Origin of the sequence: Blautia sp. AM29-29, from assembly GCF_003480555.1 — a bacterium.
GTDB classification, from domain to species: domain Bacteria; phylum Bacillota; class Clostridia; order Lachnospirales; family Lachnospiraceae; genus Fusicatenibacter; species Fusicatenibacter saccharivorans.
Genome location: NZ_QUJD01000003.1, coordinates 40,590 through 66,612, shown reverse-complemented (window position 1 = coordinate 66,612; position 26,023 = coordinate 40,590). Strand labels below are relative to the sequence as shown.

The following is a 26,023-nucleotide window of genomic DNA, read 5'->3' as shown; positions in this document are numbered from 1 at the left end:
AGTGGATGGAAAGGGCAGAGAAAAACAAGATGACAAAATATGAGGTTTTAAAAAAGTACTTCGGTTACGATTCCTTCCGGGAGGGGCAGGAGATGCTGGTGGATGCGCTTCTGAACGGACAGGACGTGCTCGGCATCATGCCGACCGGAGCAGGAAAATCGCTGTGTTATCAGATTCCGGCGCTTCTGCTGCCAGGAATTACCCTGGTGGTATCACCGTTGATTTCTCTGATGAAGGATCAGGTATCGACCCTGAACCAGGCGGGGATTCACGCTGCGTTTCTGAACAGCTCCTTAAGTGCGGCGCAGTACCGGAAGGCACTCGGCTTTGCCATGGAGGGCCGGTACAAGATTATTTATGTCGCCCCGGAACGCCTTCTGACACCGGAATTTTTGTGCGCGGTGCAGTCGATGGAAATTTCGATGATTAGTGTTGATGAGGCACACTGTATTTCCCAGTGGGGTCAGGATTTCCGCCCAAGCTACCTGAAAATCACAGAGTTTGTCGAGCAGCTTCCCGCACGGCCGGTGATCGGTGCCTTTACGGCAACGGCAACAAAAGAGGTACGGGATGATATCGAAGCACTGCTGTCTTTGCGTGATCCGGTACGTCTGGTCACAGGCTTTGACCGGAAAAATCTGAAATTTACGGTACAGCAGCCGAAAGATAAATTCGCAGCCGTGGAATCATTCCTTGCAGAGCACGAGGCGGACTGCGGAATTATTTACTGTCTGACCAGAAAAAATGTGGAGGAGGTCTGTGAGAAACTCGAGCAGAAAGGATATTCTGTCACAAGATACCATGCGGGTCTCTCTGACCTGGAACGGAAGGAAAACCAGGAAGATTTTATTTATGACCGGAAGCAGATCATGGTAGCGACAAACGCTTTTGGTATGGGAATCGATAAATCGAATGTGCGGTACGTCATCCATTATAATATGCCGAAAAACATGGAAAGCTATTATCAGGAGGCCGGACGAGCAGGCAGGGACGGCCTTCCGGCGGAATGTATTCTGCTGTATGCGGGACAGGATGTGATCACAAACCAGTTTTTTATCGAAAACATGGCGCAGGAGAGTGAGGATCCCGAGACGACAGCGCTGATCCGTCAGCGGGAGGAGGAACGGCTGAAGAAAATGACGTTTTACTGTTTCACCCATGAGTGCCTCAGAGATTATATCCTGCGGTATTTCGGGGAATACGGTTCCAATTACTGTGGAAACTGTTCCAACTGCCTCTCGGAATTTGAAACGGTGGATGTGACAGCGGCGGCAAAGGCAATCCTTGGCTGTGTGCGGGAATGCCGTCAGCGCTACGGCACGACGGTGATTCTCGATACCCTGCACGGTGCGAATACCGCGAAAATCCGCCAGTACCGCATGGATGAAAACTCCCATTACGGGGAACTGGCAAAAGAGCCGGTCTACCGGCTGCGGCAGATCTTAAATGAACTGCAGGTCCGGGAATATCTCTATGTAACGGCCGACACATACAGCATTGTGCGCCTGTTGCCAAAAGCGGCGGAGCTGCTGGATGAGGACGGCACGATGCTGATGAAGATGGCAAAAGAAGAAAAACGGATTCCGAAAGCCGCAAAAGAGAAGACAAAGACAAAAACCTCGGCAGCGGCAAAGGATCTTTCCAACGAGGAGGCCGCGGTATTCGAAAAACTGCGGGCACTCCGGATGGAGCTTGCAAAGGAGCATAAAGTGCCTCCGTATATTATCTTCTCGGATAAAACACTGATCCAGATGGCGATGGAGAAACCGTCCAACAAAGAGGAAATGCTGGCGGTCTCTGGTGTCGGCGAGAGCAAATTTGAAAAGTACGGGGAACCGTTTCTTGCATGTCTTGCAGAAAGATAAAACAAGTCGTGTAAAAAAACGGGAAAACAACAGGAAAGGAAGAATACGCTTATGAAAAAAGAAAACGCAGTTATTTTTGGAGTGACCGGTGTTGTAGTTGCCGCCGTGCTGATTGGAGGCGGAATCTATATGAAAACGGAACGGGACCGAAATCTGAATGCAGATACAGCAAGTACTGCAGCGGACAGCAATAGGGCAGAAGAAGTACAGAAAGCCGTATTTCTTGCAGAAGATTCCGGGTTATGGTACCTGGGAGATCTGGAACACGGAAACATCTATGTGACACATACACCGTCCGACACACTTTACGATGAAAATGGAAATGCTATTGATCCGTCCGAGATCAAAAAAGGAGATTTTCTTCAAGTGGAGGGCGACGGTATTATGCTGAACTCCTATCCGGGACAATATCCGGGTATCAGCCGTATTATGAGAATCAGCGGCGGTACGGAGGCGGATGCAGAAAAATTCGATGAGGAACTTTCCCAGATTCTGCCGGAAAAGGATCCATCGGAAATTCCGTTTCTGAATCTGTGCTACACACAGCCAAATGCCCAGGTGACAGCTATGGCAACACAGGGAGGTTATACCTGGTCTTATGTTGATGAGGACGGCAATGGTCAGAACGTCGTTGCGGACAGTGCGTTCATTCTGGAATGGACGGAACTGAGTGATCTGCATACAGCAAATGACGAAGGAAAAACCGATCTGGAGCTTGTCTTCTCGGAGGAGCCGGATTCTGTCACAGCAGAAAGATGGCCGGCCGAAGACCGGGGGCAGAACTTTGGCAATGGTTACCCGGAGGGAGAAAGCGTTTCTGTGGAGCATGCGGAGAGCTGGAGCATTCCGGGAGCCGAGGCCGGCTACATCTACGAAGTGGACGCGGTATTCGAAAATGGAACCGTGTCATACGGATTTGAAGTGAAAAAGTAAAAAAAGACTTTCTTTTTCCGTGACATTATGCTATTTTTACTGTGAAAACAGAAAAATGCAATGTGCCATACGGCATAAGCAGCTGACTTTTCAAAAATCAGAATCCGTTTGACCGGAGGATGCGAGGAGGAATTTGTATGAAGTTAATTGTTGCTGTATTACGGAAAGAGGACGAGGCAGACACCATTGCCGAGTTGAACAAAAAAGGCTTTTTTGTGACGGAGCTTGCCACGACCGGCGGTTTCCTGAAGGAGAAGAACACAACACTGCTGATCGGAACCGATGATCATAAGCTCGACGCTGTGCTTGCGATCTTAAAACAGGAAGCAGGGCTTCGGAAAACAGTTACCTATGCGGCCACCCCGATGGAAAGCGGAAACTTCTGCCCGGGCGGAAATTACTCTGTTCCGATTGATACCCAGACAGGAGGCTGTACTGTGTTTGTGCTGAACATGGAACAGCTGGAAAAATTCTAAGACTCTAAAGATTTTTAAATTCCGGCATATGATCCCGGTAGTGGAGCGGCAGATGCGTACGCTGACAGTCGGGATTGGAACGCTCTTTGATGGCAATTGCGGTGAAAAATCCTTTCCAGAGTTCTTCGTAAGGGTCCGAAGTGGATTCCGTGAGGGAAAGGCGTTCTATTTCATCCGGAGAAAGACGGGTCAGATAAAAGGGCCGGTCAGCGGGATGCACGACAGCAAGCTGCCGGTTATCATCGAGAATCATCCAGTTTTCTGAGGGGAGCCGGTCAGAAAAATGGGGAGCGACCAGGGTCAGCACATTGGCTTTCGGGGAAATATGCGAGACCAGGATCGGAAAACCGGAGGAAATATTTGCAAAACGGATAAATTCCCGGAACGAATGCGCTTCATTTGTGACCTGACGGGAAACTTCAAAAGCGTGGAATACCGCCGGTTCCTGCAGCATATGCAGGGTATCCTTTCCATAGGAAAAGCCGTAGAGCAGAAAACGATAAATGACGTCGGGAGCGTCGCTTCTCTCGGACATTGCACAGAGATAGACGAGCCGCCAGGCTGCTGCGCCGATCTTCTTTTGAATGGATCGCGTGACGCTGGCGGCTTTTTCTGTGTCCGGCTCAACATGGCAGTAATCGCAGAACAGCTCCAGATTGCCGACTGGTTCCGTCATCAGCCGTACATTGCGGTAGCCGAGACGGGAATTCCAGGCTTCATAGATGCAGGTCAGGATCGACGCAAGATCCGGGCTGCAGGTGTAAACAGTCATAATAAAATCCTTTCTGAAATCAATTGATACAGACAACAGCCTTCTGCAAAAAAGCGCAGATACAGCAAAAAGGCTTTTCCGTGAGAAGAACGCCCGGGATTATATATGCCCAGGTACGGCAGCATCAAACAGAGAAAGCTGCTGATACTGTTCCGGATGGGAAACCTCCCAGTTGGAGGCGGCTTCCTCTCCCGTGAGCTGCCGGGACAGAAACTGCTGTTCCAGCCGCATGTGATACATCATTTTTCCCTCGCAGGTGATAAAATATTTGGCGCGTTTCAGCACCACACCGATCTTTTTCAGATGCTCAAATGAAAGATGGGAGCTTCTGCGGCTCTTTACAATCCGCATGGCCGATTTCGGCCCGATGCCGGGAACGCGCAGAAGGTCGGCATACTCAGCCGTGTTGATCTCCACCGGAAACAGCTCCATATGGCGCAGCGCCCAGTCGCATTTCGGGTCGAGCTGTGCATGAAAGTTCGGGTGGGCTTCATCGAGCAGTTCATCCGCCTGAAAACCGTAGAAGCGGAGCAGCCAGTCTGCCTGATAAAGGCGGTGTTCCCGAAGAAGCGGCGGCTTGGTTTCACGTGAGGGCAGGGCGGAATCCTCGTTGACCGGAATGTAGGCGGAGTAAAAGACGCGCTTCAGGTCATACTGCTGGTAGAGAAGCTGTGAGGTGGAGAGAAGCTGGTAATCGTTTTCCTTTGTCGCACCGATGATCATCTGCGTGCTCTGGCCGGCAGGAACGAAGGGAGCAGAGCGTTCCTTTTCCGGCAGTGACCGCGCGGAGGAGGAAGAGATCCAGCCCAGATCGGCAGCGGAGGCGGAAATCTGCTTTCGTGTATCGAAAATGGAGTGGGAGAGATAGCGGTTTCCCGAGGAACGCTCTAAAAAAGCGCTTTTCCCTGCGGTCAGCCGGTAATCTACAATACCGGACTGGATCTGGCGCATGGGTTTTAAAATCGCTTTCTGTGTCTTCTGCGGGGCCAGTTTCTGCAGCCCTTCTCCGGTCGGGAGTTCCAGATTGACGCTCATGCGGTCGGCGAGATAGCCGGTCTTTTCGATCAGCTCGGCGGGTGCGCCCGGGATAGCTTTGACGTGGATGTAGCCGTTAAAGCGGTAACGATTACGTAAAAGATGCAGAGTGCGGTACATGAGCTCCATCGTATGGGCAGGATTTTTGCAGACGGCGGAACTTAAAAAGAGTCCCTCAATATAGTTTCGGCGATAAAATTCCGTGACGAGTGTACAGACCTCCTCCGGTGTAAACGTGGCGCGCTGCCGGTCATTCCCGGCGCGGTTGACGCAGTATTTACAGTCGTAGATACAGTCGTTGCTCTGCAGAATTTTCAACAGAGAGATACAGCGTCCGTCGGAAGAAAAGCTGTGGCAGATACCGCAGGAGACCGAATTGCCGAGATGTCCCTGTTTTCCGGCACGGTTCACACCGCTGGAAGTGCACGCAACGTCGTATTTGGCCGCGTCAGTGAGAAGATTCAGCTTCTCGGAGAGAGAAAGTGTTTGTGATGATAACTGCATGGCAGAAAAATTCCTTTCTATGTCCAAATGAATACGAATAAAAGTAAAACAATAAGATAACAGGTATTTTATAAAAAGAACAACTGTTCGATAAAAGAAGTGTAACACAAATCGAACGAATGTTCAAGAGGAAAAATGAAAATAGTACAAGAAAATACTGGAAGAAAAGAAACAGAATTCGATCCGGAAAAACGTGAACAGGAAACAGCAGGGAAAATTTCTGTTAGAAAAAAGTTATACAAAAACAGCCGCACAGATCGGAAAAACAAATCTGTGCGGCTGTAAGCCAAATTTTATGGAATTGAAACGGAAGCAGAGCCGTTTACGCCAAAAGCGCCCCAATTGCCCCGAATACGCCGGAACTTGCAAGCAGCATGATGACGCTTGCAAGGAGAACACCGCCCATGATGGCGAGAACGCTGGTCTTAAAGTCCATATCGAGGATACTTGCGGCCAGTGTGCCGGTCCATGCGCCGGTTCCCGGGAGCGGGATGCCGACGAAGAGCAGCAGGGCGAGCGGAAGTCCGCGGCCGGCTTTTGCTTTCAGTTTTTCCCCGCCTTTTTCGCCTTTTTCCAGACACCAGGTGAAGAACTTTCCGATATACTTTTTATCACATCCCCAGACAAGAACCTTTCGAGCGAACAGGAAAATAACCGGAACCGGAAGCATATTTCCGATGACGGCGATCAGATAGGCCGGAAGCGTCGGAATATGGAAAGCTACCGCGTACGGAATCGCACCACGCAGCTCGATGAGCGGAACCATGGAAATCAAAAATACAATCAGATATTTGGTAATCATATACACCTCTCGTTTTTTACAAAATGTTATCGTTTCTTAGTGCAACGCTCTTATTGTAGCGTGATGCCCGCCATTTGTCCAGTATAAAAAGAAAGAAAGGAGCGGGAGTAAAAGAAATCTTAAGAATTTCTGCATTTTTGTATAATTTTATAACTTTCAAAATTTGAATTTTAGAAAACGGTATGTTAGAATGAAGTGTACTGTTTGCAAAAGAACAGCAGAGATGCCCCCAATGACAGGGGGCGTGGACTGAAATAACAAACGAGGAGGACCCACCTATGATTGCACTGATCGATTATGATGCCGGAAATATAAAAAGCGTGGAAAAAGCCTTTCAAAGCCTTGGAAAAGAGGTTGTACTGACCAGGGATCCAGACGTGTTAAAACGCGCAGATCACGTCGTTCTGCCGGGTGTCGGCAGCTTTGGAGATGCGATGGAAAATCTGAACCGCTATCATCTGGTGCCGGTTATTCATGAAATCGTAGAAAAAGGGACTCCGTTTCTTGGAATCTGTCTCGGGCTTCAGGTTCTGTTTGAACGCAGCGAAGAGAGTCCGGGTGTCGCAGGACTTGGATTGTTAAAAGGAGAGATTCTCCGGATTCCGGATAAAGAGGGCTTAAAAATTCCACACATGGGATGGAACTCCCTCCATTTACAGAAGGAAGGAAGATTATTCAAGGGCATCCCACAGGAATCATATGTTTACTTTGTCCATTCCTACTATCTGAAAGCAGAAGAGGAGGAAATTGTAAAAGCAACGACAGAGTACAGTACACACATCCATGCATCCGTGGAAAAAGGAAATCTGTTCGCCTGCCAGTTCCACCCGGAAAAGAGTTCAGATCTTGGACTTGCCATTCTGAAAAACTTTGCGGAAATTGGAGAGGAGGACTAAGCGATGTTTACAAAACGAATTATCCCATGCCTGGATGTAAAAAACGGAAGAGTCGTAAAAGGCGTTAATTTCGTCGATTTAAAAGATGCCGGAGACCCGGTGGAGATTGCAAAAGCGTACGACAAGGCAGGAGCCGATGAAGTTGTGTTCCTTGATATCACAGCCTCCTCCGACCAGAGAGGAACCGTTGTCGATATGGTGCGGAAGGTAGCGGCAAACGTTTTTATTCCGTTCACTGTCGGCGGAGGAATCCGCACTGTGGACGATTTCAAGATGCTGCTCCGAGAGGGGGCCGATAAAATTTCGATTAATTCCTCCGCGATCAACAATCCGCAGCTCATTGGCGATGCGGCGCAGAAATTTGGCAGCCAGTGCGTGGTCGTTGCGATCGATGCGAAGAAGAGAGCTGACGGAAGCGGCTGGAATATCTACAAAAACGGCGGCCGGATCGATGTCGGCATCGACGCCGTCGAGTGGGCGAAAAAAGCCGAGAGCCTCGGAGCCGGAGAAATTCTGCTCACCAGCATGGACTGCGACGGAACAAAGGCGGGATACGATATCGAGCTGACAAGAACGATCGCAGAGAGCGTCGGCATCCCGGTCATCGCATCCGGCGGCGCAGGAACGCTGGAGCATTTTTATGATGCCTTAACCGAAGGAAAAGCCGATGCAGCCCTCGCCGCATCCCTGTTCCACTACAAAGAACTGGAAATTCGTGAAGTCAAAGAATATCTGGCAGGCCGTAATGTGCCGGTCCGCCTGTAAAAGGAAGGAGAAAACGATATGCCGCCTCTTAGCGGAAGCTGGGCAAATGCCCTGAAGGGAGAATTCTCCAAAGACTACTATAAAAAACTGTTTCAGACGGTGGGTGCGGAGTATAAAACTCACACCATTTATCCACCGGCTGATGATATTTTCAATGCGTTCCACTTTACCCCGCTCGAGCAGGTAAAAGTGGTCATCCTGGGCCAGGATCCGTACCATGAGCCGGGACAGGCGCACGGGCTCTGCTTTTCTGTAAAACCGGAGGTAAGTATTCCGCCGTCCCTGGTCAACATTTACAAGGAACTTGAGGACGATCTGGGATGCTATATCCCGAACAACGGATATCTCGAAAAATGGGCACGGCAGGGTGTTTTAATGCTGAACACGGTGCTGACTGTACGTGCGCATCAGGCAAATTCCCACAAGGAAATCGGCTGGGAACAGTTTACCGATGCAGCGATCAAGGTACTCGCAGAGCAGGATCGACCGATGGTCTTTATCCTCTGGGGCCGTCCGGCGCAGCGGAAAAAAGAGATGATCCACAATCCAAAGCATCTGGTGCTGATGTCCGCTCATCCGAGTCCGCTCTCTGCATACCGTGGATTTTTCGGCAGCCATCCGTTTTCCAGAACAAACGAATATCTGGAAGAAAACGGTCTTGCGCCGATTGACTGGCAGATCGAAAATGTAATACGGGAGCAAAAGCATGAGTAAAAAGAAAAATACATTATTGAGAAATACTTCTATTTTAATGGCGGCAACGATTATCTCACGTGTGATCGGTCTTTTATACCGGTCACCGCTCGGCGAAACGATTGGAAATGAGGGACTTGGCTATTACAGTACGGCGAGTAATCTGTATACGATTCTGCTTCTGATCTCCTCCTATAGTATTCCGATGGCAGTGTCAAAAATCGTATCCGAACGTCTGGCATTAAAAGAGTACCGAAATGCACATCGCGTGTTCCACGGTGCCCTTCTTTACGCCGTGATCGTAGGTGGAGTTGCTGCACTGGTGGCATTCTTTGGCGGGAAATTCCTTCTGCCGTATAACCAGCAGAATGCACTCCTCGCCCTGCGTGTATTGGCGCCGACGATCTTTTTCTCGGCTGTTCTCGGCGTTCTGCGTGGCTATTTCCAGGCCCACAGCACGATGATGCCGACCTCAATTTCACAGATCATCGAGCAGGTATTCAACGCCGCATTCAGTATTGGCGCCGCCTGGTTCTTCATCCAGCAGTTCGCGACAAACGATACCGAACATGCCAAATTCGGTGCCGCCGGCGGAACCCTCGGAACAGGAGCCGGTGTCCTGGCAGGCCTTTGCTTTATGCTGATCGTTTACGGGGTAAATCGGAAAACGATTCTGCGAAAGGTGGCCAGAGATACACGTCACCGTGAAGAATCCTACCGTGAAATTTTTCAGGTACTTTTTCTGATGGTAACGCCGGTCATTTTCACGACATTCATTTACAACTGCAACGCTTACCTGGACAACTATCTGTTCTTTACCATCCTCGGATGGCACGGCGAAAACCAGAAAGCGCTGAACGCTGCATACGGCGAGTTTTCCAACTATTACGTTACGCTGATTAATGTTCCGCTTGCCATGGCGAGTGCATCCGCATCTGCGATGATGCCGGAGGTGTCTTCCTGTTATGCAACCGGTGACCTTGACGAGGCAAACGACAAAATTCTGGAAACGATCCGCCTGACCATGTTTATTTCCATTCCGGCTGCCGTCGGCCTTGGAGTCCTGGCATTCCCGATTACAGGCGTTTTGTTCCCGTCAAGTTCGAGCCTTTCCGGCAAACTGCTGATGATGGGTGCCGTATCGGTTGTCTTTTCTGCACTGTCTACCATTACCAACAGTGTCCTGCAGTCGATCGGGCAGCAGAAGAAAGCCTTGCACAATGCAGCAATTTCCCTTGGAATGGATCTCGTCGTCCTGGCGCTGATCCTTGCAGTTTTCCCAAAGACAAACATTTATGCCGTTGTCTTTGCAGGAATCCTGTTCTCCCTTAGCATGTGCGTATTGAATAACCTTTCGATCCGCAAACACCTGAATTTCCGCAATGAGTTCAAAAATACCTATGTAAAACCATTGATCGCAGCAGCTATTATGGGTGTTGTAACCTGGATTGTTTATTATGGTCTGTTCGCCATTACGAAGCGTCCATCGATCAGTATGCTGGCCGCAATTCTGATCGCAATCGTCGTATATCTGATTGCTTTTGTGGTTGTAACCGGTACGACGGAAGCAGAAATGCGCCGTATGCCGATGGGAACGAAGCTGGTAAAGGTTCTCCGCATCCTGCGGATTTACCGCTGAAAACAGAAGAGAAAATCCTGCTTTGCGGGATTCTCCGCCTGCGGCGGGCCGCTTTAGCGATAGAATTCCCCGCCGCCGCAGTGCGATCCTGCCCGGAGGGCTTATAACGGGGAATGTCAACGAAATTTCCTGTTATGTAAAAAAAGCTCCTGTCCGGAAAACAGAAAAAACTGTTTTCCGGACAGGAGCTTTTTTAAATATCGGAATAGAAAAATCAGTATGTAACTTCTTATGCGTCTTTCTCTCCGCCAGATTCCTGTTTCAGATTCTTATTTGCGGTAGAAAGCATCAGCTTAATACGGTTCAGCTGGTTCACCTCCGAAGCGCCTGGATCGTAGTCAACGGCCACGATATTTGCCTTCGGATACTCCTTGCGGATCGCCTTAATAACACCTTTACCGACAATATGATTCGGCAGGCACGCAAACGGCTGGATGCAGACGATATTGTAAACGTCGCTGTGAATCAGCTCCATCATCTCGCCTGTCAGGAACCATCCCTCACCTGTCTGGTTACCGCAGGAAACAATCGGAGAAGCATACTTCGCCAGATCCCGTACATCAGCCGGCGGATCAAAGTGTTCGCTCTTCTTGAACTCTGCAACTGCCGCGCTCCGCAGCCAGTTGATCAGCTTAATGCCCGTATTTCCGAGCATCGAAGAGCTCTTCTTGAATCCAAGGTGCTCTACCTTGAAATTCGTATTGTAGAAGCAATAGCAGAAGAAATCGATCAGATCCGGCACAACCGGCTCGGCGCCTTCGCTTTCGAGAAGCTCCGCCAGATGGTTATTGGCCGCCGGAAGGAACTTAACCAGAATCTCGCCGACAATACCGACACGCGGTTTTTTCTCGTTCGTAATCGGAATATGGTCAAAGTCGCGGATCATCGTGCGGCAGATCTGTTTAAACCGGGTATGGCTCAGGTGTTTGGAAGAAATGAAATCAATACAGATTTTCTCCCATTTTTTGTGAATCCGGTCTGTCGTTCCCTTCTTCTGCTCATAAGGACGCATCCGGTAGATACATTTCATCATGATATCACCGAACTCCGCTGCATAGCAGAGACGAATCGCAAGATCCGGTGTAATCTTAAAGCCCGGATTTTCTTCCAGACCGCTTAAGTTAATCGAGATGACCGGAATCTGCGTCATATCGGCCTTCTCCAGTGCACGGCGAATAAATCCGATATAGTTTGATGCACGGCAGCCGCCGCCGGTCTGGCTCATGATGACGGCTACTTTATTCAGGTCATACTTGCCGGAGAGCAGAGCCTGCATAATCTGTCCGACTACCATCAGAGACGGATAGCAGGCATCGTTATTTACGTATTTCAGGCCGACATCAACCGCCTCTTTGTTGTCATTTGGAAGCACTTCCAGATGGTATCCGGCAGCATTGAATGCAGGCTGCAGAATCGAGAAGTGGATCGGTGACATCTGCGGGCAGAGGATCGTGTAATCTTTGCGCATCTCTTTTGTGAAGACCGGCTTCTGGATCGAGGATGGAACAATTTCACGTACCGCCTGTTTGCGGTCATGTGCACGCAGAGCGGCGAGCAGAGAACGGACACGGATTCTGGCAGCGCCGAGGTTGTTGACCTCATCGATCTTCAGGCAGGTATAAATTTTACCGCTTCTGGTCAGAATTTCGTAAACCTGATCGGTTGTAACGGCATCCAGACCGCAGCCGAACGAGTTCAGCTGGATCAGGTCAAGATCATCGCGTGTCTTTACGTAGTTTGCAGCCGCATACAGACGGGTGTGATACATCCACTGGTCATTGACACGAAGCGGGCGCTCGAGCGGTGCAAGATGGGAAACAGAGTCCTCTGTTAAAACGCACAGACCGTAGGAGTTAATCATATCCGGAATACCATGATGAATTTCCGGATCGATGTGGTACGGTCTTCCGGCAAGCACGATACCTCTGCGGCCGGTTTCTTTCATATACTGCAGCGTCTCTTCCCCTTTTTTCTGCATATCACGTCTTGCAGCGGCGAGCTCCTCCCATCCGGCATGGACAGCGGCGCGGACCTCATCCTCCGGCAGGCCGGAAAATTCTTTTGCCAGGCCGTCGGCGAGAACCTTTTCACTCGTAAATGCGAGGAACGGATTGCGGAATGTGATGGAGTCGTCCTGGAGCTCATCCACGTTGTTTTTGATGTTCTCCGCGTAGGAAGTAACGATCGGGCAGTTATAGTGGTTGATGGCCTCCGGGAACTCGGTACGCTCGTACGGGATACACGGATAGAAGATGAATTTTACGCCGTGGCGTAAGAGCCAGGTCACATGGCCGTGAGCCAGTTTCGCCGGGTAACACTCGGATTCACTCGGGATCGATTCGATGCCGAGCTCATAAATCTTGCGGCTTGAAGTCGGGGAGAGTACCACGCGGTATTTCAGCTGCGTGAAGAAGGTGTACCAGAACGGATAGTTCTCGAACATATTGAGGACTCTCGGAATGCCGACCTCTCCGCGGATTGCTTCATCCTGCGGCAGCGGCTGGTAGCCGAAGATTCGTTTGTATTTGTATTCGAACAGGTTCGGAATATGATCCTTGTTTTTCTCTTTTCCGATTCCGCGCTCACAGCGATTTCCGCTGATGTACTGACGGCCGCCGGAGAATTTGTTGATGGTCAGACGGCAGCTGTTCGTACAGCCTTTGCAGTTTGCCATCGTGGTCGAGTATTTCAGCTCATTGATCTTTTCGATGGAGAGCATCGTAGTCTCCTGATCTGCCGAATAGCGCTCTCTTGCGATCAGCGCCGCACCGAACGCACCCATAATGCCGGCGATGTCCGGGCGGATGGCTTCGCAGTTGGCGATCCGCTCAAAGCTTCGAAGAACGGCATCGTTGTAGAACGTACCGCCCTGTACGACGATGTGGCGTCCCAGCTCGGTGGCATCGGAAACTTTAATTACCTTATACAATGCGTTTTTGATGACGGAGCAGGCAAGTCCGGCAGAAATATCAGCAACGGATGCGCCTTCTTTCTGCGCCTGTTTTACCTTGGAATTCATAAATACGGTACAGCGGGTACCAAGATCGATCGGGTGTTTTGCGAACAGTGCTTCGTGTGCAAAATCCTGTACACTGTAGTTCAGGGACTGCGCGAAGGTTTCGATAAAGGAACCGCAGCCGGAGGAACATGCTTCATTGAGCTGTACGCTGTCTACAGTGCCGTTTTTGATCTTGATACATTTCATATCCTGACCGCCGATGTCGAGAATACAGTCGACTTCCGGATCGAAGAATGCTGCGGCATAGTAATGAGAAATCGTTTCAACCTCACCCTCGTCCAGCATCAGCGCAGCTTTGATGAGTGCTTCGCCGTAACCGGTGGAACAGGACCAGGCGATCTGTGCGGAATCCGGCAGTTTGGAGTAGATTTCCTGGATCGCGCGGATCGAGGTGCCGAGCGGATTTCCGTGGTTGTTGCTGTAGAAGGAATACAGAAGAGCGCCATCCTCACCAACGAGCGCGGCTTTTGTGGTTGTGGAACCGGCATCGATTCCGAGATAGCAGTTTCCTTCGTAAGTGGAAAGATCAGCCGTTACAACATTGTTGACGCTCTGGCGGGCCAGGAATGCATCGTACTCCTCCTTGTCTTTAAACAGCGGTTCGAGACGGGCAACCTCAAAATCGATGGCTACTTTTTCTTCGAGCCGTTTTTTCAGCGCGAGAAGAGAAACCTCGGTCTTTCCATCTGCATTCATTGCAGAACCGATGGCTGCAAACAGATGAGAGTTGTCCGGCACGATCGCGTGCTCGTCATCCAGTTTTAAGGTGCGGACGAACGCTGTCTTTAATTCCGAGAGGAAGTGCAGCGGGCCGCCAAGGAAGGCAACGTGGCCGCGGATTGGTTTACCGCAGGCAAGACCGGAAATGGTCTGGTTGACGACTGCCTGGAAAATAGAAGCGGCAAGATCCTCTTTTGTTGCACCGTCGTTGATGAGCGGCTGGATATCCGTTTTTGCGAATACACCGCAGCGGGCAGCGATCGGGTAGATGGCCTGGTAATGTTTCGCATACTCATTCAGGCCGGTTGCATCGGTCTGCAGAAGAGAAGCCATCTGGTCGATGAACGAACCGGTACCGCCGGCGCAGATACCGTTCATACGCTGTTCGACATTGCCGCCTTCAAAATAGATGATTTTGGCATCCTCGCCGCCGAGCTCGATGGCAACGTCGGTCTGCGGAGCCAGTGCTTTTAACGATGTGGAAACTGCGATAACCTCCTGCGTGAACGGAATGCCAAGATGGTTGGCAAGCGCGAGTCCGCCGGAACCGGTGATGACGGGCTGCAGGGTCAGTTCGCCCAGTTTTTCGTGGGCTTCCCCGAGCAGATGGGCAAGTGTTTCCTGGATGTTTGCAAAATGGCGCTCGTAATCGGCAAAGAGAAGCTGGTTCTCTTCGTTGAGGATCGCAATTTTAACAGTAGTGGAACCGATGTCGATTCCAAGAGTATATTTTTTATCAGTCATGAATCAAACTCCTTTTATAATAAGAAACAATCTCAACACATTATACGACAAAAAATAAGGAAATACAATTGGAAAAAAGGCGATGTCTTATGAAAAAAGTATAAAGTCCTTGTGAAAAATGGAGAAAGCGGGAAAGAAAAAAGAGAGAAAAAAGAAAATTCAGGCATTGTCAAAAACAGATTTTGCCTGTATACTAGAAATAGTATGCCCTGCATGAAAACAGGAGGCAGGGATCATTGAGAAAGGATGAAAAGCGTTATGTATAAAATTCTGAAAATGGAAGGAAGAGCGAAGCGCGCCCATATGGAAACCGTGCACGGCAATATCGAAACGCCGGTATTCATGAATGTCGGAACTGCAGCAGCAATCAAGGGAGCTGTTTCCACCGAAGATCTCCAGCAGATCGGCACGCAGGTAGAACTTTCCAATACGTATCACCTCCATGTGCGCCCGGGAGATGAAGTCGTAAAGAAGATGGGCGGACTCCACAAATTCATGGTCTGGGACAAACCGATCCTGACCGATTCCGGCGGATTCCAGGTGTTTTCTCTGGCAGGCCTTCGGAAAATCAAGGAGGAGGGTGTCTATTTCCACTCGCACGTAGATGGAAGAAAGATCTTTATGGGACCGGAGGAGAGTATGCAGATCCAGTCCAACCTGGCTTCAACCATCGCGATGGCTTTCGACGAGTGCCCGTCGAGTGTGGCAGAGCGCCGTTATGTGCAGAACTCTGTCGACCGCACGGCGAGATGGCTGCAGCGATGCAAAAATAAGATGCAGGAGCTGAACCAGCGGGAAGACACGATCAACAAACATCAGCTTCTGTTCGGAATCAACCAGGGTGCGATTTATGAGGATATCCGCATTGACCATGCAAAACGGATTTCCGAGATGAATCTCGATGGCTATGCAGTCGGCGGTCTGGCAGTAGGAGAGAGCCACGAGGAGATGTACCATATTCTCGACGAAGTCGTTCCGTACCTGCCGAAAGACAAACCGACGTATCTGATGGGCGTTGGAACGCCGGCAAACATTCTGGAAGGCGTAGAGCGCGGCATCGATTTCTTCGACTGCGTATATCCGAGCCGGAACGGACGCCACGGCCACGTTTACACAAACCATGGAAAAATGAACCTGTTCAATCAGAAATACGAGCTGGATCCGCGTCCGATCGAGGAAGGCTGCCAGTGCCCGGCGTGCCGTCACTACAGCAGAGCCTACATCCGTCATCTGCTGAAAGCAAAAGAGATGCTCGGCATGCGGCTCTGTGTTCTGCACAACCTGTATTTCTATAACAATATGATGACAGAAATCCGGACCGCGCTGGACGAGGGCAATTTTGCTTCCTACAAACGGGCAAAACTCGCAGGATTTGAGGAATACGACAAAAAGTAATCGGGAAAGTATGAAATCTTTGGAAAATATCCGAAAAAGACTTGCCCATCGGTTCCGGATTGTGTATTATGATAGGTGTGTCTAAAGAACGGGATGTACTCTCGAATAACAGGAGGAAAGAAAATGTTTTTAGCAACAACAACAGCAGCAAACAGCGGTGTGATGAGCACTGGTATGTTAATTATGTGGCTGGTCATCATGTTCGGTATGATGTATTTCTTAATGATCCGCCCGCAGAAGAAAGAGCAGAAAAAACTGCAGGCAATGCTGAATGACCTCGCAGTCGGCGATGCAGTCATCACAACAAGCGGTTTCTACGGCGTAGTCATCGATATCACAGACGACGATGTCATCGTAGAGTTCGGAAACAACAAAAACTGCCGTATCCCGATGCGCAAAACAGCCATCACAGAGGTTGAAAAACCGGAGACAGCAGTCGTTGAAGAGAAAACAGAAAAGAAAAAATAATTTCACACGGCGAAAAGCCAGGAAAAACGCAGGTATTCAAAAAGAACGAATGCCTGCGTTTTTTTCGCCCCCGAAACTTCTTCGGCGGAACACGGCGAAAACGGGGAAAAATGCCGCGTATTTTTCTTTTAAATGGCAAAAAAGCAAAAAGATTATTGCGTTTCGTCCGATGCAAAGAAATTTCGTGTTGAAATTACTGGAAAAATGGCGTATAATTTAGAAATGCTATAGACGCAGAGAAAATAGAACGGTTTTTCAGCCGGAAGAAAAGAGGGAGAAAGATATGGAATACCGTATTGGATTAATTCACGGTGACGGAATCGGACCGGAAATTGTAAAGGAAGCAAAAAAAGTTCTGGACGCTGTCTGCGAGAAATATGGACATAAGTTTGAATATACCAACCTTCTGCTGGGCGGAGCCTCCATTGATGTGCACGGCGTGCCGCTGACAGATGAAACCATAGAAGAAGCAAAGAAATGCGACGCTGTCCTGATGGGCTCCATCGGAGGAGATGCAAAAACATCCCCATGGTACAAATTAAGCCCGGACAAGCGCCCGGAGGCAGGACTCTTAAAAATCCGGAAATCGTTAGGTCTGTTTGCAAACCTGCGTCCGGCTTACCTGTATCAGGAATTGAAAGATGCCTGCCCGTTAAAAGAAGAGATCATCGGCGAGGGCTTCGACATGCTGATTATGCGTGAGCTGACCGGCGGCCTGTACTTTGGAGAGCGCAGCACTGTAGAAGAAAACGGCATCCGGAAAGCAACCGATACGCTGACCTACAGCGAGACCGAAATCCGCCGCATTGCAATCCGTGCATTCGACATCGCCATGAAGAGAAAGAAAAAAGTAACGAGTGTAGATAAAGCAAACGTTCTCGATTCCTCCCGTCTGTGGAGATCCGTGGTAGAGGATGTTGCAAAAGATTACCCGGAAGTTACCTTAGAGCATATGCTGGTCGACAACTGTGCGATGCAGATCGTCCACAATCCGTGCCAGTTTGACGTCGTTCTGACCGAGAACATGTTCGGAGATATTCTTTCCGATGAGGCAAGTATGGTAGCAGGCTCGATCGGAATGCTTTCTTCCGCCAGCCTGAACGAGACAAAATTTGGTCTGTACGAGCCAAGCCACGGCTCTGCACCGGACATCGCAGGAAAGAACATCGCAAACCCGATTGCAACGGTTCTGTCCGCAGCCATGATGCTCCGCTATTCCCTGGATCTCGATCAGGAGGCAGAGGCAGTCGAAAATGCTGTACAGAAAATTTTAAAAGACGGATACCGCACCGTAGACATTATGTCTGAGGGATGTACCCAGGTATCTACATCCGAAATGGGAGATCTGCTGGTAAAAGCACTGGCATAAAACTGTAAGATAAGAAAAGAGGAAAAAATCATGAGAAGTGATGCTGTAAAAAAAGGAATCGCACAGGCGCCACAGCGTTCTCTGATGCGTGCGCTGGGTCTGACCGAAGAAGAAATGAAAAAACCGCTCGTAGGAATTGTAAGCTCCTACAATGAGATCGTACCGGGTCATATGAACCTGGATAAAATTACAGAAGCTGTAAAAATGGGCGTTGCCATGGCAGGCGGAACACCGATCGTGTTCCCGGCCATTGCAGTCTGTGACGGTATTGCCATGGGCCACATCGGAATGAAATATTCCCTCGTTACCCGTGACCTGATCGCCGATTCCACCGAGTGTATGGCAATGGCTCACCAGTTTGATGCACTGGTATGTATCCCGAACTGTGATAAGAACGTACCTGGCCTTTTGATGGCAGCAGCAAGAGTCAATGTTCCGACCGTATTTGTCAGCGGCGGTCCGATGCTTGCCGGCCATGTAAAAGGTGAGAAGAGAAGTCTTTCCAGCATGTTCGAGGCGGTTGGATCCTACGCAGCCGGAACTATGACAGAGGAAGATGTTTATGATTTTGAGTGCAATGCATGCCCGACCTGCGGTTCCTGCTCCGGTATGTACACGGCAAACAGCATGAACTGTCTGACCGAGGTTCTCGGCATGGGCTTGAAAGGAAACGGAACGATTCCGGCCGTATATTCCGAGCGTCTGCGCCTGGCCAAGAGAGCCGGTATGCAGGTTATGGAGCTGTTAAAACAGAATATCCGTCCAAGAGACATTATGACAAAAGAAGCATTCTTAAATGCGTTGACCGTCGATATGGCACTTGGATGTTCCACCAACAGTATGCTGCATCTGCCGGCCATCGCGCATGAGGCAGGCGTAGAGCTGAATCCGGAGATGGCAAATGCCATCAGTGAGAAGACCCCGAACCTCTGCCATCTGGCTCCGGCAGGATACCACTACATTGAGGAGCTGAACGAGGCCGGCGGTGTTTATGCCGTTATGAACGAGCTGAATAAACTGGGACTTCTGCACACCGAGTGCATGACCGCAACCGGAAAGACCGTTGGCGAGAATATCAAAGGCTGTGTCAACAAAAACCCGGAGATCATCCGTCCGGTAGAAAATCCATACAGCAAGACCGGCGGTATTGCTGTCCTGAAAGGAAACCTGGCACCGGATACCGCAGTCGTCAAACGTTCTGCCGTTGTACCGGAGATGCAGGTTCACGAAGGACCGGCCAGAGTCTTCGACTGTGAGGAGGATGCCATCGAGGCAATCCGCGGCGGCAAGATTGTGGCAGGCGACGTTGTTGTCATCCGTTATGAGGGACCAAAGGGAGGCCCTGGTATGCGTGAGATGCTGAATCCGACCTCTGCGATTGCAGGTATGGGACTTGGCTCTTCCGTAGCTCTGATTACAGACGGCCGTTTCTCCGGCGCATCCCGCGGTGCATCCATCGGTCATGTCAGCCCTGAGGCAGCAGAAGGCGGTCCGATCGCGCTCGTTGAGGAAGGCGACCTGATCCGCATCAATATTCCAGAGCACAAGCTGGAGCTTGCCGTATCGGATGAAGAGCTGGCACGCAGAAAAGCTGCATGGACTCCGAGAGAGCCGAAAGTAACCACAGGCTATCTGAAACGCTACGCAAAGATGGTTTCCAGCGCAAATAAGGGAGCCATTCTGGAGTTCTAATAGAAAAAAATCATATCAGCCGTCCGAACGTGCATTTTCATCGGATGGCTGATTTCATACACAAAGCCAAAAGATAAGGAAGGAATCATACAGACATGGAATTAACTGGATCACAGATTGTTATTGAGTGCCTGAAGGAGCAGGGCGTGGACACCGTGTTCGGCTATCCGGGGGGAACGATTTTGAATATCTATGATGAGCTTTACCGTCATCCGGAAATCCACCACATCCTGACCTCCCACGAGCAGGGTGCTGCCCATGCGGCAGACGGGTATGCGCGTGCGACCGGAAAAACAGGCGTATGTATGGCAACAAGCGGCCCTGGTGCGACAAATCTTGTCACTGGAATTGCAACTGCCTACATGGATTCCACCCCGATGGTAGCCATCACCTGCAACGTAGGAAAGGCACTGCTTGGAAAAGACAGCTTTCAGGAGATTGACATTGCAGGCGTTGCGATGCCGATCACAAAATACAGCGTGATTGTAAAAGATATCACGGTTCTCGCAGACACGCTGCGCCGTGCGTTTTCGATTGCAAAGAGCGGAAGACCGGGCCCGGTTCTGGTGGATATCACGAAAGATGTCACGGCGGCAACGTATGAATATGAGCCAAAGACACCGGAAGCAATCGCACCGTCTATCGAAAAAATCACAGAAGAAGGACTGGATCACGTTGTATCTCTGATTCGGGAGTCGAAAAAACCGTATATTTTCGTGGGCGGCGGCAGCATCATCTCAGGTGCGGCCGAGGAAGTGCGTGAACTGGCACACCATATACAGGCGCCGGTCTGCGATACCCTGATGGGAAAAGGCGCTTTCCCGGGAACCGATAAGCTGTACACCGGCATGCTCGGTATGCACGGAACAAAAACATCGAACTATGGCGTGACGAAGTGCGACCTGCTGATCGTGCTCGGTGCAAGATTTTCCGATCGTGTCACCGGAAACGCCGCAAAATTTGCAAACAATGCAAAAATCGTTCAGATCGATGTAGATGCGGCAGAAATCAACAAGAATGTTGTTGTCGAGTCGAGCATCATCGGAGACGTCAAAGAAGTCTTAAAACGCCTGAATGCGAAGCTGGAGCCGATGCATCATGACGAGTGGATTGCCGAAATCGAGGCAATGAAAGAAAAATTCCCGTTAAAGCATGAAGAAGGCCTTACCGGACCGTTCGTGATCGAGGAGATCTATAAGGCAACCGACGGCCAGGCTGTCATCACGACCGATGTCGGACAGCATCAGATGTGGGCGGCGCAGTATTATCGGTATACGAGCCCGAGAACCCTTTTAACCTCCGGCGGTCTTGGAACCATGGGATTCGGTCTTGGAGCTGCCATGGGTGCCAAAATGGGACGCCCGGACAAAACCGTTATCAACATCGCAGGCGACGGCTGCTTCCGCATGAATATGAACGAACTGGCAACCCTTTCGAGACATAACATTCCGGTGATCGAAGTCGTTGTCAACAACCATGTACTCGGTATGGTACGCCAGTGGCAGACACTGTTCTATGGAAAACGGTATTCCAACACTGTTCTGCAGGATCAGGCGGACTTTGTCAAGGTTGCTGAGGCGCTCGGCGTAAAGGGCATCCGTGTGACGAAGAAAGAGGAAATGGGACCTGCCATCCGTGAGGCGATTGCGAGCGGAAAACCGGCACTGATCGACATATGGATCGACTGCGATGAAAAAGTATTCCCGATGGTTCCGGCCGGAGCACCGATCGAGGATGTCTTCGATGCAGAGGATCTGGCAAAAAAGGAACAAGAAAAGAATTGACATATTTCTAACAAAGAGGTATCATAGTTTCAACGTGGTAAAGTAATACCGTATTACCATATGAATTGCAGACTTGTAAGAAAAACTGCAATACAGGTACAAACGATTACAAGGAAAACCACCGGCATAGGAACGGTGGTTTTCCAGTAATATAAAGTAGCAAGAGAAACAGGAGGATGAAAAATGAGCAGAGTTTATAATTTTTCCGCAGGACCGGCAGTTCTGCCAGAGGAAGTGTTGAAAGAAGCCCAGGAGGAAATGCTGGATTACCGCGGATGCGGCATGTCCGTCATGGAGATGAGCCACCGTTCCAAAGTATTCCAGAATATTATCGATGAGGCAGAAGCAGACCTTCGCGATCTGATGGGAATCCCGTCAAATTACAAAGTCCTGTTTCTCCAGGGCGGTGCATCGCTGCAGTTTTCCATGATCCCGATGAACCTGATGAAAAACGGTGTCGCAGATTACATCGTAACAGGCCAGTGGGCAAAGAAAGCATACGCAGAAGCACAGAAATACGGAAAGGCAAACAAAATTGCCTCCTCTGAGGATAAAACATTTTCCTACATCCCGGACTGCAGCGATCTTCCGATCAGCCCGGATGCCGATTATGTTTATATCTGTGAAAACAACACCATTTACGGAACCAAATACAAAAAACTGCCGAATACCAAGGGCAAAACCCTGGTGGCAGATGTCTCCTCCTGTTTCCTCTCCGAACCTGTTAATGTCTCCGATTACGGCATCATCTACGGCGGTGTCCAGAAAAACATCGGACCTGCCGGAATGGTCATCTCCATTGTCCGTGACGATCTGATTACCGACGATGTCCTGCCGGGAACACCGACCATGATGAAATTTAAAACGCATGCAGATGCCGGCTCTCTGTATAACACGCCGAACTGCTACTGCATCTACATGTGCGGCAAAGTGTTCAAATGGCTGAAGAAAATGGGCGGACTGGAAGTCATGAAACAGCGCAACGAAGAAAAAGCAAAACTGCTGTATGATTTCCTGGATCAGAGCAAGCTCTTCAAAGGAACCGTTGTACCGGAAGACCGTTCTCTGATGAACGTTCCGTTTATCACCGGAAATGCAGATCTGGATGCAAAATTCGTCAAAGAGTCCAAAGAAGCCGGACTTGAGAACCTGAAAGGTCACCGTACCGTCGGCGGTATGCGTGCAAGTATCTACAATGCAATGCCGAAGGAAGGCGTAGAAGCACTCGTAGCCTTCATGAAAAAGTTCGAGGAGGAAAATCTCTAATGTTTCAGTATCATTGCTTAAATCCGATTGCAGGCGTAGGCCTTGCAAATTTTAATGAAAACTATCAGCAGAGTGAAAGCCTGGAGGGAGCCGATGCGGTTCTCGTCAGAAGTGCAGCCATGCACGGTATGGAGCTGCCGAAAAGTCTTCTTGCCGTAGCAAGAGCAGGAGCCGGTGTCAACAACATTCCGCTTGCCGACTGCGCAGAGCAGGGTATCGTTGTATTCAACACACCGGGAGCCAATGCAAATGGCGTCAAAGAGCTGGTGCTTGCCGGCATGCTGCTTGCATCCCGCGATATCGCAGGCGGTATTGAGTGGGTGAAGAGCGACAAAGAAGACGGCGACATTGCAAAGACAGCAGAAAAACAGAAAAAGAAATTTGCCGGCTGTGAGATCAGCGGAAAGAAGCTCGGTATCATCGGACTTGGCGCGATCGGTCAGCTTGTAGCAAATGCAGCAACCCATCTTGGCATGGAAGTATACGGATACGATCCGTACATTTCTGTCGATGCGGCATGGAATCTGTCCCGTGACATTCATCATATCCAGAACGTGGAAGATATCTACCGTACCTGCGATTATATCACCATTCATGTTCCGCTGATGGACAGCACAAAAGGTATGATTAACAAGGCAGCGATCGATGAGATGAAAGACGGCGTGGTTCTTCTGAACTATGCAAGAGACCTCCTGGTTGATGAGGATGCTGTTCTGGAAGCATTAAAGGCCGGAAAAATGAAAAAATATGTGACTGACTTTGCAAACCCGAAGGTAGTCGGCGCAGAGGGAACCATCGTTACTCCGCATCTTGGAGCATCGACCAAAGAATCCGAAGATAACTGTGCTGTCATGGCAGTTAAAGAAATCCGTGATTTCCTGGAGAACGGAAACGTCAAAAACTCCGTCAACTTCCCGAACTGTGATATGGGTGTATGCACAGGAGCAGGCCGTGTGACCATCTGCCATAAGAATATTCCTGGTATGCTGGGTGCATTTACCACCGTTATGGGTAACGCCGGTGTCAACATCAGCGACATGACAAACAAAGGTAAAGGCGATTACGCTTACACCATGATGGATCTGGAAAGCGAAGCAACAGAAGAGATCGTAAAAGCGCTGGAAGCAGTAGACGGCGTGTTAAGGGTTCGTATTATTAAATAAAGAAACAGCCATCCGAAAGAAACAAAAAAGGCGGTATCCGGAAAATGGATGCCGTCTTTTTTTCGATGCCATGCATCCGAAGGAAGCCGCAAGCAGCAGGTGAAAAAGCATAAAAAAGAGAACTGCCGCATCAGAGCAGTTCTCTTTGGAAGAAGTTTAATAGAAAGTGCAGCCGCGTTTTCACAGGTAATATACTGGTCGGTTGTTGCTTTCAGCACATGAAATTCCCTGTTTCCTTCGTAGGAAATGAAGAAGAAAATCAGAGTTCCTCTTTCGTGCAGATCAGATCCGTTTCCAGACGGCTCCGCCGCGTACATCAGCAACTTCAATGCCCTGGGCTTTCAGGTCATCGCGGATTTTATCTGCTTCTGCAAAGTTTTTGGCTTTTTTTGCCTCATATCGTTTCAGAACAAGAGCATCAATTTCCGGATCTCCTTCGCCGGTAATCTGATAGCCGGACGCGGTGGAAGCAGAAGTTGTCTTTGCAGCCTCTTTTCTCTTCGCATCTGCATGAGCGAGAAGGGAAAGACCGAGTACCTGATCGAAACTGTCGAGAAGCGCCAGCTTTGCAGCATCATGCATGTCTGCTTTTAACACATCGTACAGCGTTGTGATGGCAAGCGAGGTGTTGAGGTCGGCATCGAGCGCTTTCTGGAATTTCTCTTTTAAAGCAGTCATAGAAGCTTCCTCGGCCGGTCCGTCTTTCGGGTCTAAAGCGGCGATGCGGGCGATCAGCTTGTCGTAGGCAATTTTGGCGTTGTCCAGGTTTTCCCAGGTGAAGACAAGCGCCTTACGGTAATGAGACTGGAGGCAGAAGAAACGGTAGACGAGAGGATCATAACCTTTTTCCTCAAGAAGAGAAACGGTTAAAAACTCACCTTTCGATTTCGACATCTTTCCAGTCGATGTATTCAGGTGATGTACATGGAACCACTGCGGGCACCAGGCGTGGCCAAGATAGCTTTCGGACTGTGCGATCTCGTTCGTGTGGTGCGGGAATGCATTGTCTACGCCGCCGCAGTGCAGGTCAAGGTATTCGCCATTGTATTTCATGGAGATACCGGAGCACTCGATGTGCCATCCCGGATAACCGACGCCCCACGGGGAATCCCATTTCAAGGCCTGGTTCTCAAATTTGGATTTCGTAAACCAGAGAACGAAATCATTTTTGTTGCGTTTGTTTGTATCTTCCTCTACGCCCTCACGTACACCGACCGCGAGGTCATCCTCGTCGTGATCGTTGAATACGTAGTAGTGGTCGAGACGGCTGGTGTCAAAGTAAACATTTCCGCCGGCAAAGTAAGCGTAGCCGGTGTCCATCAGTTTTTCAATGATTCTGATATATTCGTCAATGCATCCCGTTGCCGGCTGTACGACATCCGGGCGCTTGATGTTCAGCTTTTTGCAATCCGCAAAGAATGCATCGGTGTAATACTGTGCGATTTCCATGACTGTTTTGTGCTCGCGCTTTGCACCTTTGACCATCTTGTCCTCACCGGTGTCCGCATCGGAGCTTAAATGGCCGACATCGGTAATGTTCATGACACGGTTGACGTTGTAGCCTTCATAGCGGAGTGCCTTTTCAAGAACGTCCTCCATAATATAACTGCGCAGGTTTCCAATGTGCGCAAAATGATAAACGGTAGGTCCGCAGGTGTACATTTCTACACGGCCCGGTGTGTGTGTCTGGAATTCAGCTTTTTTATGGGTTGCAGAATTATAAAGATACATAAAAGAAGTCTCCTTTTTTCTTTTCGTGCGGATACGGATGCAGAAGTGATGATACACAGGAAAGCAAAAAAGCGTCTGCTGTATCCGACAAGGATATCAGAGACGCCGCGTGCGGTGCCTGTTTTCCGTGTACTGCACTGGTTCCTTATTAAAATTAATATTAGCAGGATTTTTTTTTGCTGTCAATAGTCCGGAGGCTGTCGAAGACAAAAAGTAAAACGCATTTAATAAGAAGAAATACATTTTTCAGAAATAAAAAGACAGTGCTGCAGAACGCAAATGGAAAGAAACA

General features: G+C 49.6%; 19 protein-coding genes. 14 read left to right on the top strand and 5 right to left on the bottom strand.

What is annotated here, in order from left to right:
- Positions 1-29 precede the first annotated feature (29 nt).
- The 3 genes from recQ to DW769_RS03055 all read left to right on the top strand — a co-directional run bounded on the left by recQ (position 30) and on the right by DW769_RS03055 (position 3,274).
- Complete coding sequence (recQ, locus tag DW769_RS03065) at positions 30-1,865, top strand: DNA helicase RecQ (RefSeq protein ID WP_117509420.1); 1,836 nt, start codon at positions 30-32, stop codon at positions 1,863-1,865.
- A 51-nt stretch (positions 1,866-1,916) separates the two neighbouring features.
- Positions 1,917-2,798: a hypothetical protein gene (locus DW769_RS03060; RefSeq protein ID WP_117509205.1), complete on the top strand. Its 882-nt coding sequence runs from the start codon at positions 1,917-1,919 to the stop codon at positions 2,796-2,798.
- A 137-nt stretch (positions 2,799-2,935) separates the two neighbouring features.
- Complete coding sequence (locus DW769_RS03055; RefSeq protein WP_055227503.1) at positions 2,936-3,274, top strand: cyclic-di-AMP receptor; 339 nt, start codon at positions 2,936-2,938, stop codon at positions 3,272-3,274.
- A 4-nt stretch (positions 3,275-3,278) separates the two neighbouring features.
- Here DW769_RS03055 and DW769_RS03050 read toward each other — a convergent pair whose 3' ends face one another.
- The 3 genes from DW769_RS03050 to DW769_RS03040 all read right to left on the bottom strand — a co-directional run bounded on the left by DW769_RS03050 (position 3,279) and on the right by DW769_RS03040 (position 6,387).
- Positions 3,279-4,046 (bottom strand): TIGR03915 family putative DNA repair protein, encoded by a 768-nt coding sequence (locus DW769_RS03050; protein WP_118749949.1) that lies wholly within the window; start codon positions 4,044-4,046, stop codon positions 3,279-3,281.
- A gap of 99 nt (positions 4,047-4,145) precedes the next feature.
- Positions 4,146-5,585 carry a putative DNA modification/repair radical SAM protein gene (locus DW769_RS03045; RefSeq protein ID WP_118749948.1) on the bottom strand — a complete coding sequence of 480 codons (1,440 nt, stop codon included), beginning with the start codon at positions 5,583-5,585 and terminating at the stop codon, positions 4,146-4,148.
- Between the two features lie 322 nt (positions 5,586-5,907).
- On the bottom strand, positions 5,908-6,387 hold the full coding sequence (locus DW769_RS03040) for a COG2426 family protein (protein WP_055265411.1): 480 nt from the start codon (positions 6,385-6,387) through the stop codon (positions 5,908-5,910).
- Between the two features lie 278 nt (positions 6,388-6,665).
- Here DW769_RS03040 and hisH point away from each other — a divergent pair, with 278 nt between their 5' ends.
- The 4 genes from hisH to DW769_RS03020 are packed head-to-tail and all read left to right on the top strand — an operon-like array spanning position 6,666 to position 10,380.
- Complete coding sequence (gene hisH, locus DW769_RS03035; RefSeq protein ID WP_117804391.1) at positions 6,666-7,283, top strand: imidazole glycerol phosphate synthase subunit HisH; 618 nt, start codon at positions 6,666-6,668, stop codon at positions 7,281-7,283.
- Positions 7,284-7,286: 3 nt separating this feature from the next.
- Positions 7,287-8,048, top strand: coding sequence for an imidazole glycerol phosphate synthase subunit HisF (gene hisF / locus DW769_RS03030; RefSeq protein WP_117804392.1), 762 nt, complete (start codon positions 7,287-7,289; stop codon positions 8,046-8,048).
- Positions 8,049-8,066: 18 nt separating this feature from the next.
- Positions 8,067-8,762: a uracil-DNA glycosylase gene (locus DW769_RS03025; protein ID WP_055219339.1), complete on the top strand. Its 696-nt coding sequence runs from the start codon at positions 8,067-8,069 to the stop codon at positions 8,760-8,762.
- Positions 8,755-10,380 carry a putative polysaccharide biosynthesis protein gene (locus tag DW769_RS03020; protein ID WP_117804393.1) on the top strand — a complete coding sequence of 542 codons (1,626 nt, stop codon included), beginning with the start codon at positions 8,755-8,757 and terminating at the stop codon, positions 10,378-10,380. The genes DW769_RS03025 and DW769_RS03020 overlap by 8 nt, the downstream gene beginning before the upstream one ends.
- A 229-nt stretch (positions 10,381-10,609) precedes the next feature.
- On the opposite strand, the gene DW769_RS03015 is transcribed toward DW769_RS03020, so the two are convergent.
- Entirely contained in the window at positions 10,610-14,863 is a 4,254-nt protein-coding gene (locus DW769_RS03015) for a 2-hydroxyacyl-CoA dehydratase (RefSeq protein ID WP_118749947.1), read from the bottom strand.
- A 258-nt stretch (positions 14,864-15,121) separates the two neighbouring features.
- On the opposite strand from DW769_RS03015, the gene tgt reads away from it, so the two are divergent.
- The 7 genes from tgt (at position 15,122) to DW769_RS02975 (ending at position 24,000) form a co-directional block, all read left to right on the top strand.
- A complete protein-coding gene (gene tgt, locus DW769_RS03010; RefSeq protein WP_117509419.1) occupies positions 15,122-16,258 on the top strand; it encodes a tRNA guanosine(34) transglycosylase Tgt in 1,137 nt (378 codons plus the stop codon).
- Positions 16,259-16,381: 123 nt separating this feature from the next.
- Positions 16,382-16,726 (top strand): preprotein translocase subunit YajC, encoded by a 345-nt coding sequence (gene yajC, locus DW769_RS03005; RefSeq protein WP_117509198.1) that lies wholly within the window; start codon positions 16,382-16,384, stop codon positions 16,724-16,726.
- Positions 16,727-17,009: 283 nt separating this feature from the next.
- Complete coding sequence (gene leuB, locus DW769_RS02995; RefSeq protein WP_117801683.1) at positions 17,010-18,095, top strand: 3-isopropylmalate dehydrogenase; 1,086 nt, start codon at positions 17,010-17,012, stop codon at positions 18,093-18,095.
- A 30-nt stretch (positions 18,096-18,125) separates the two neighbouring features.
- Complete coding sequence (gene ilvD / locus DW769_RS02990; RefSeq protein WP_117801682.1) at positions 18,126-19,787, top strand: dihydroxy-acid dehydratase; 1,662 nt, start codon at positions 18,126-18,128, stop codon at positions 19,785-19,787.
- 95 nt (positions 19,788-19,882) lie between these two features.
- Entirely contained in the window at positions 19,883-21,571 is a 1,689-nt protein-coding gene (ilvB, locus tag DW769_RS02985) for a biosynthetic-type acetolactate synthase large subunit (protein ID WP_118749946.1), read from the top strand.
- A gap of 183 nt (positions 21,572-21,754) precedes the next feature.
- Positions 21,755-22,837, top strand: a complete 1,083-nt coding sequence (gene serC, locus DW769_RS02980) for a 3-phosphoserine/phosphohydroxythreonine transaminase (RefSeq protein ID WP_117804398.1) — start codon at positions 21,755-21,757, stop codon at positions 22,835-22,837.
- Entirely contained in the window at positions 22,837-24,000 is a 1,164-nt protein-coding gene (locus tag DW769_RS02975) for a phosphoglycerate dehydrogenase (RefSeq protein WP_117814389.1), read from the top strand. Before serC ends, DW769_RS02975 begins: the two co-directional genes overlap by 1 nt.
- Positions 24,001-24,282: 282 nt before the next feature.
- Here DW769_RS02975 and cysS read toward each other — a convergent pair whose 3' ends face one another.
- Entirely contained in the window at positions 24,283-25,731 is a 1,449-nt protein-coding gene (gene cysS, locus DW769_RS02970) for a cysteine--tRNA ligase (protein WP_118749945.1), read from the bottom strand.
- Positions 25,732-26,023 lie beyond the last annotated feature (292 nt).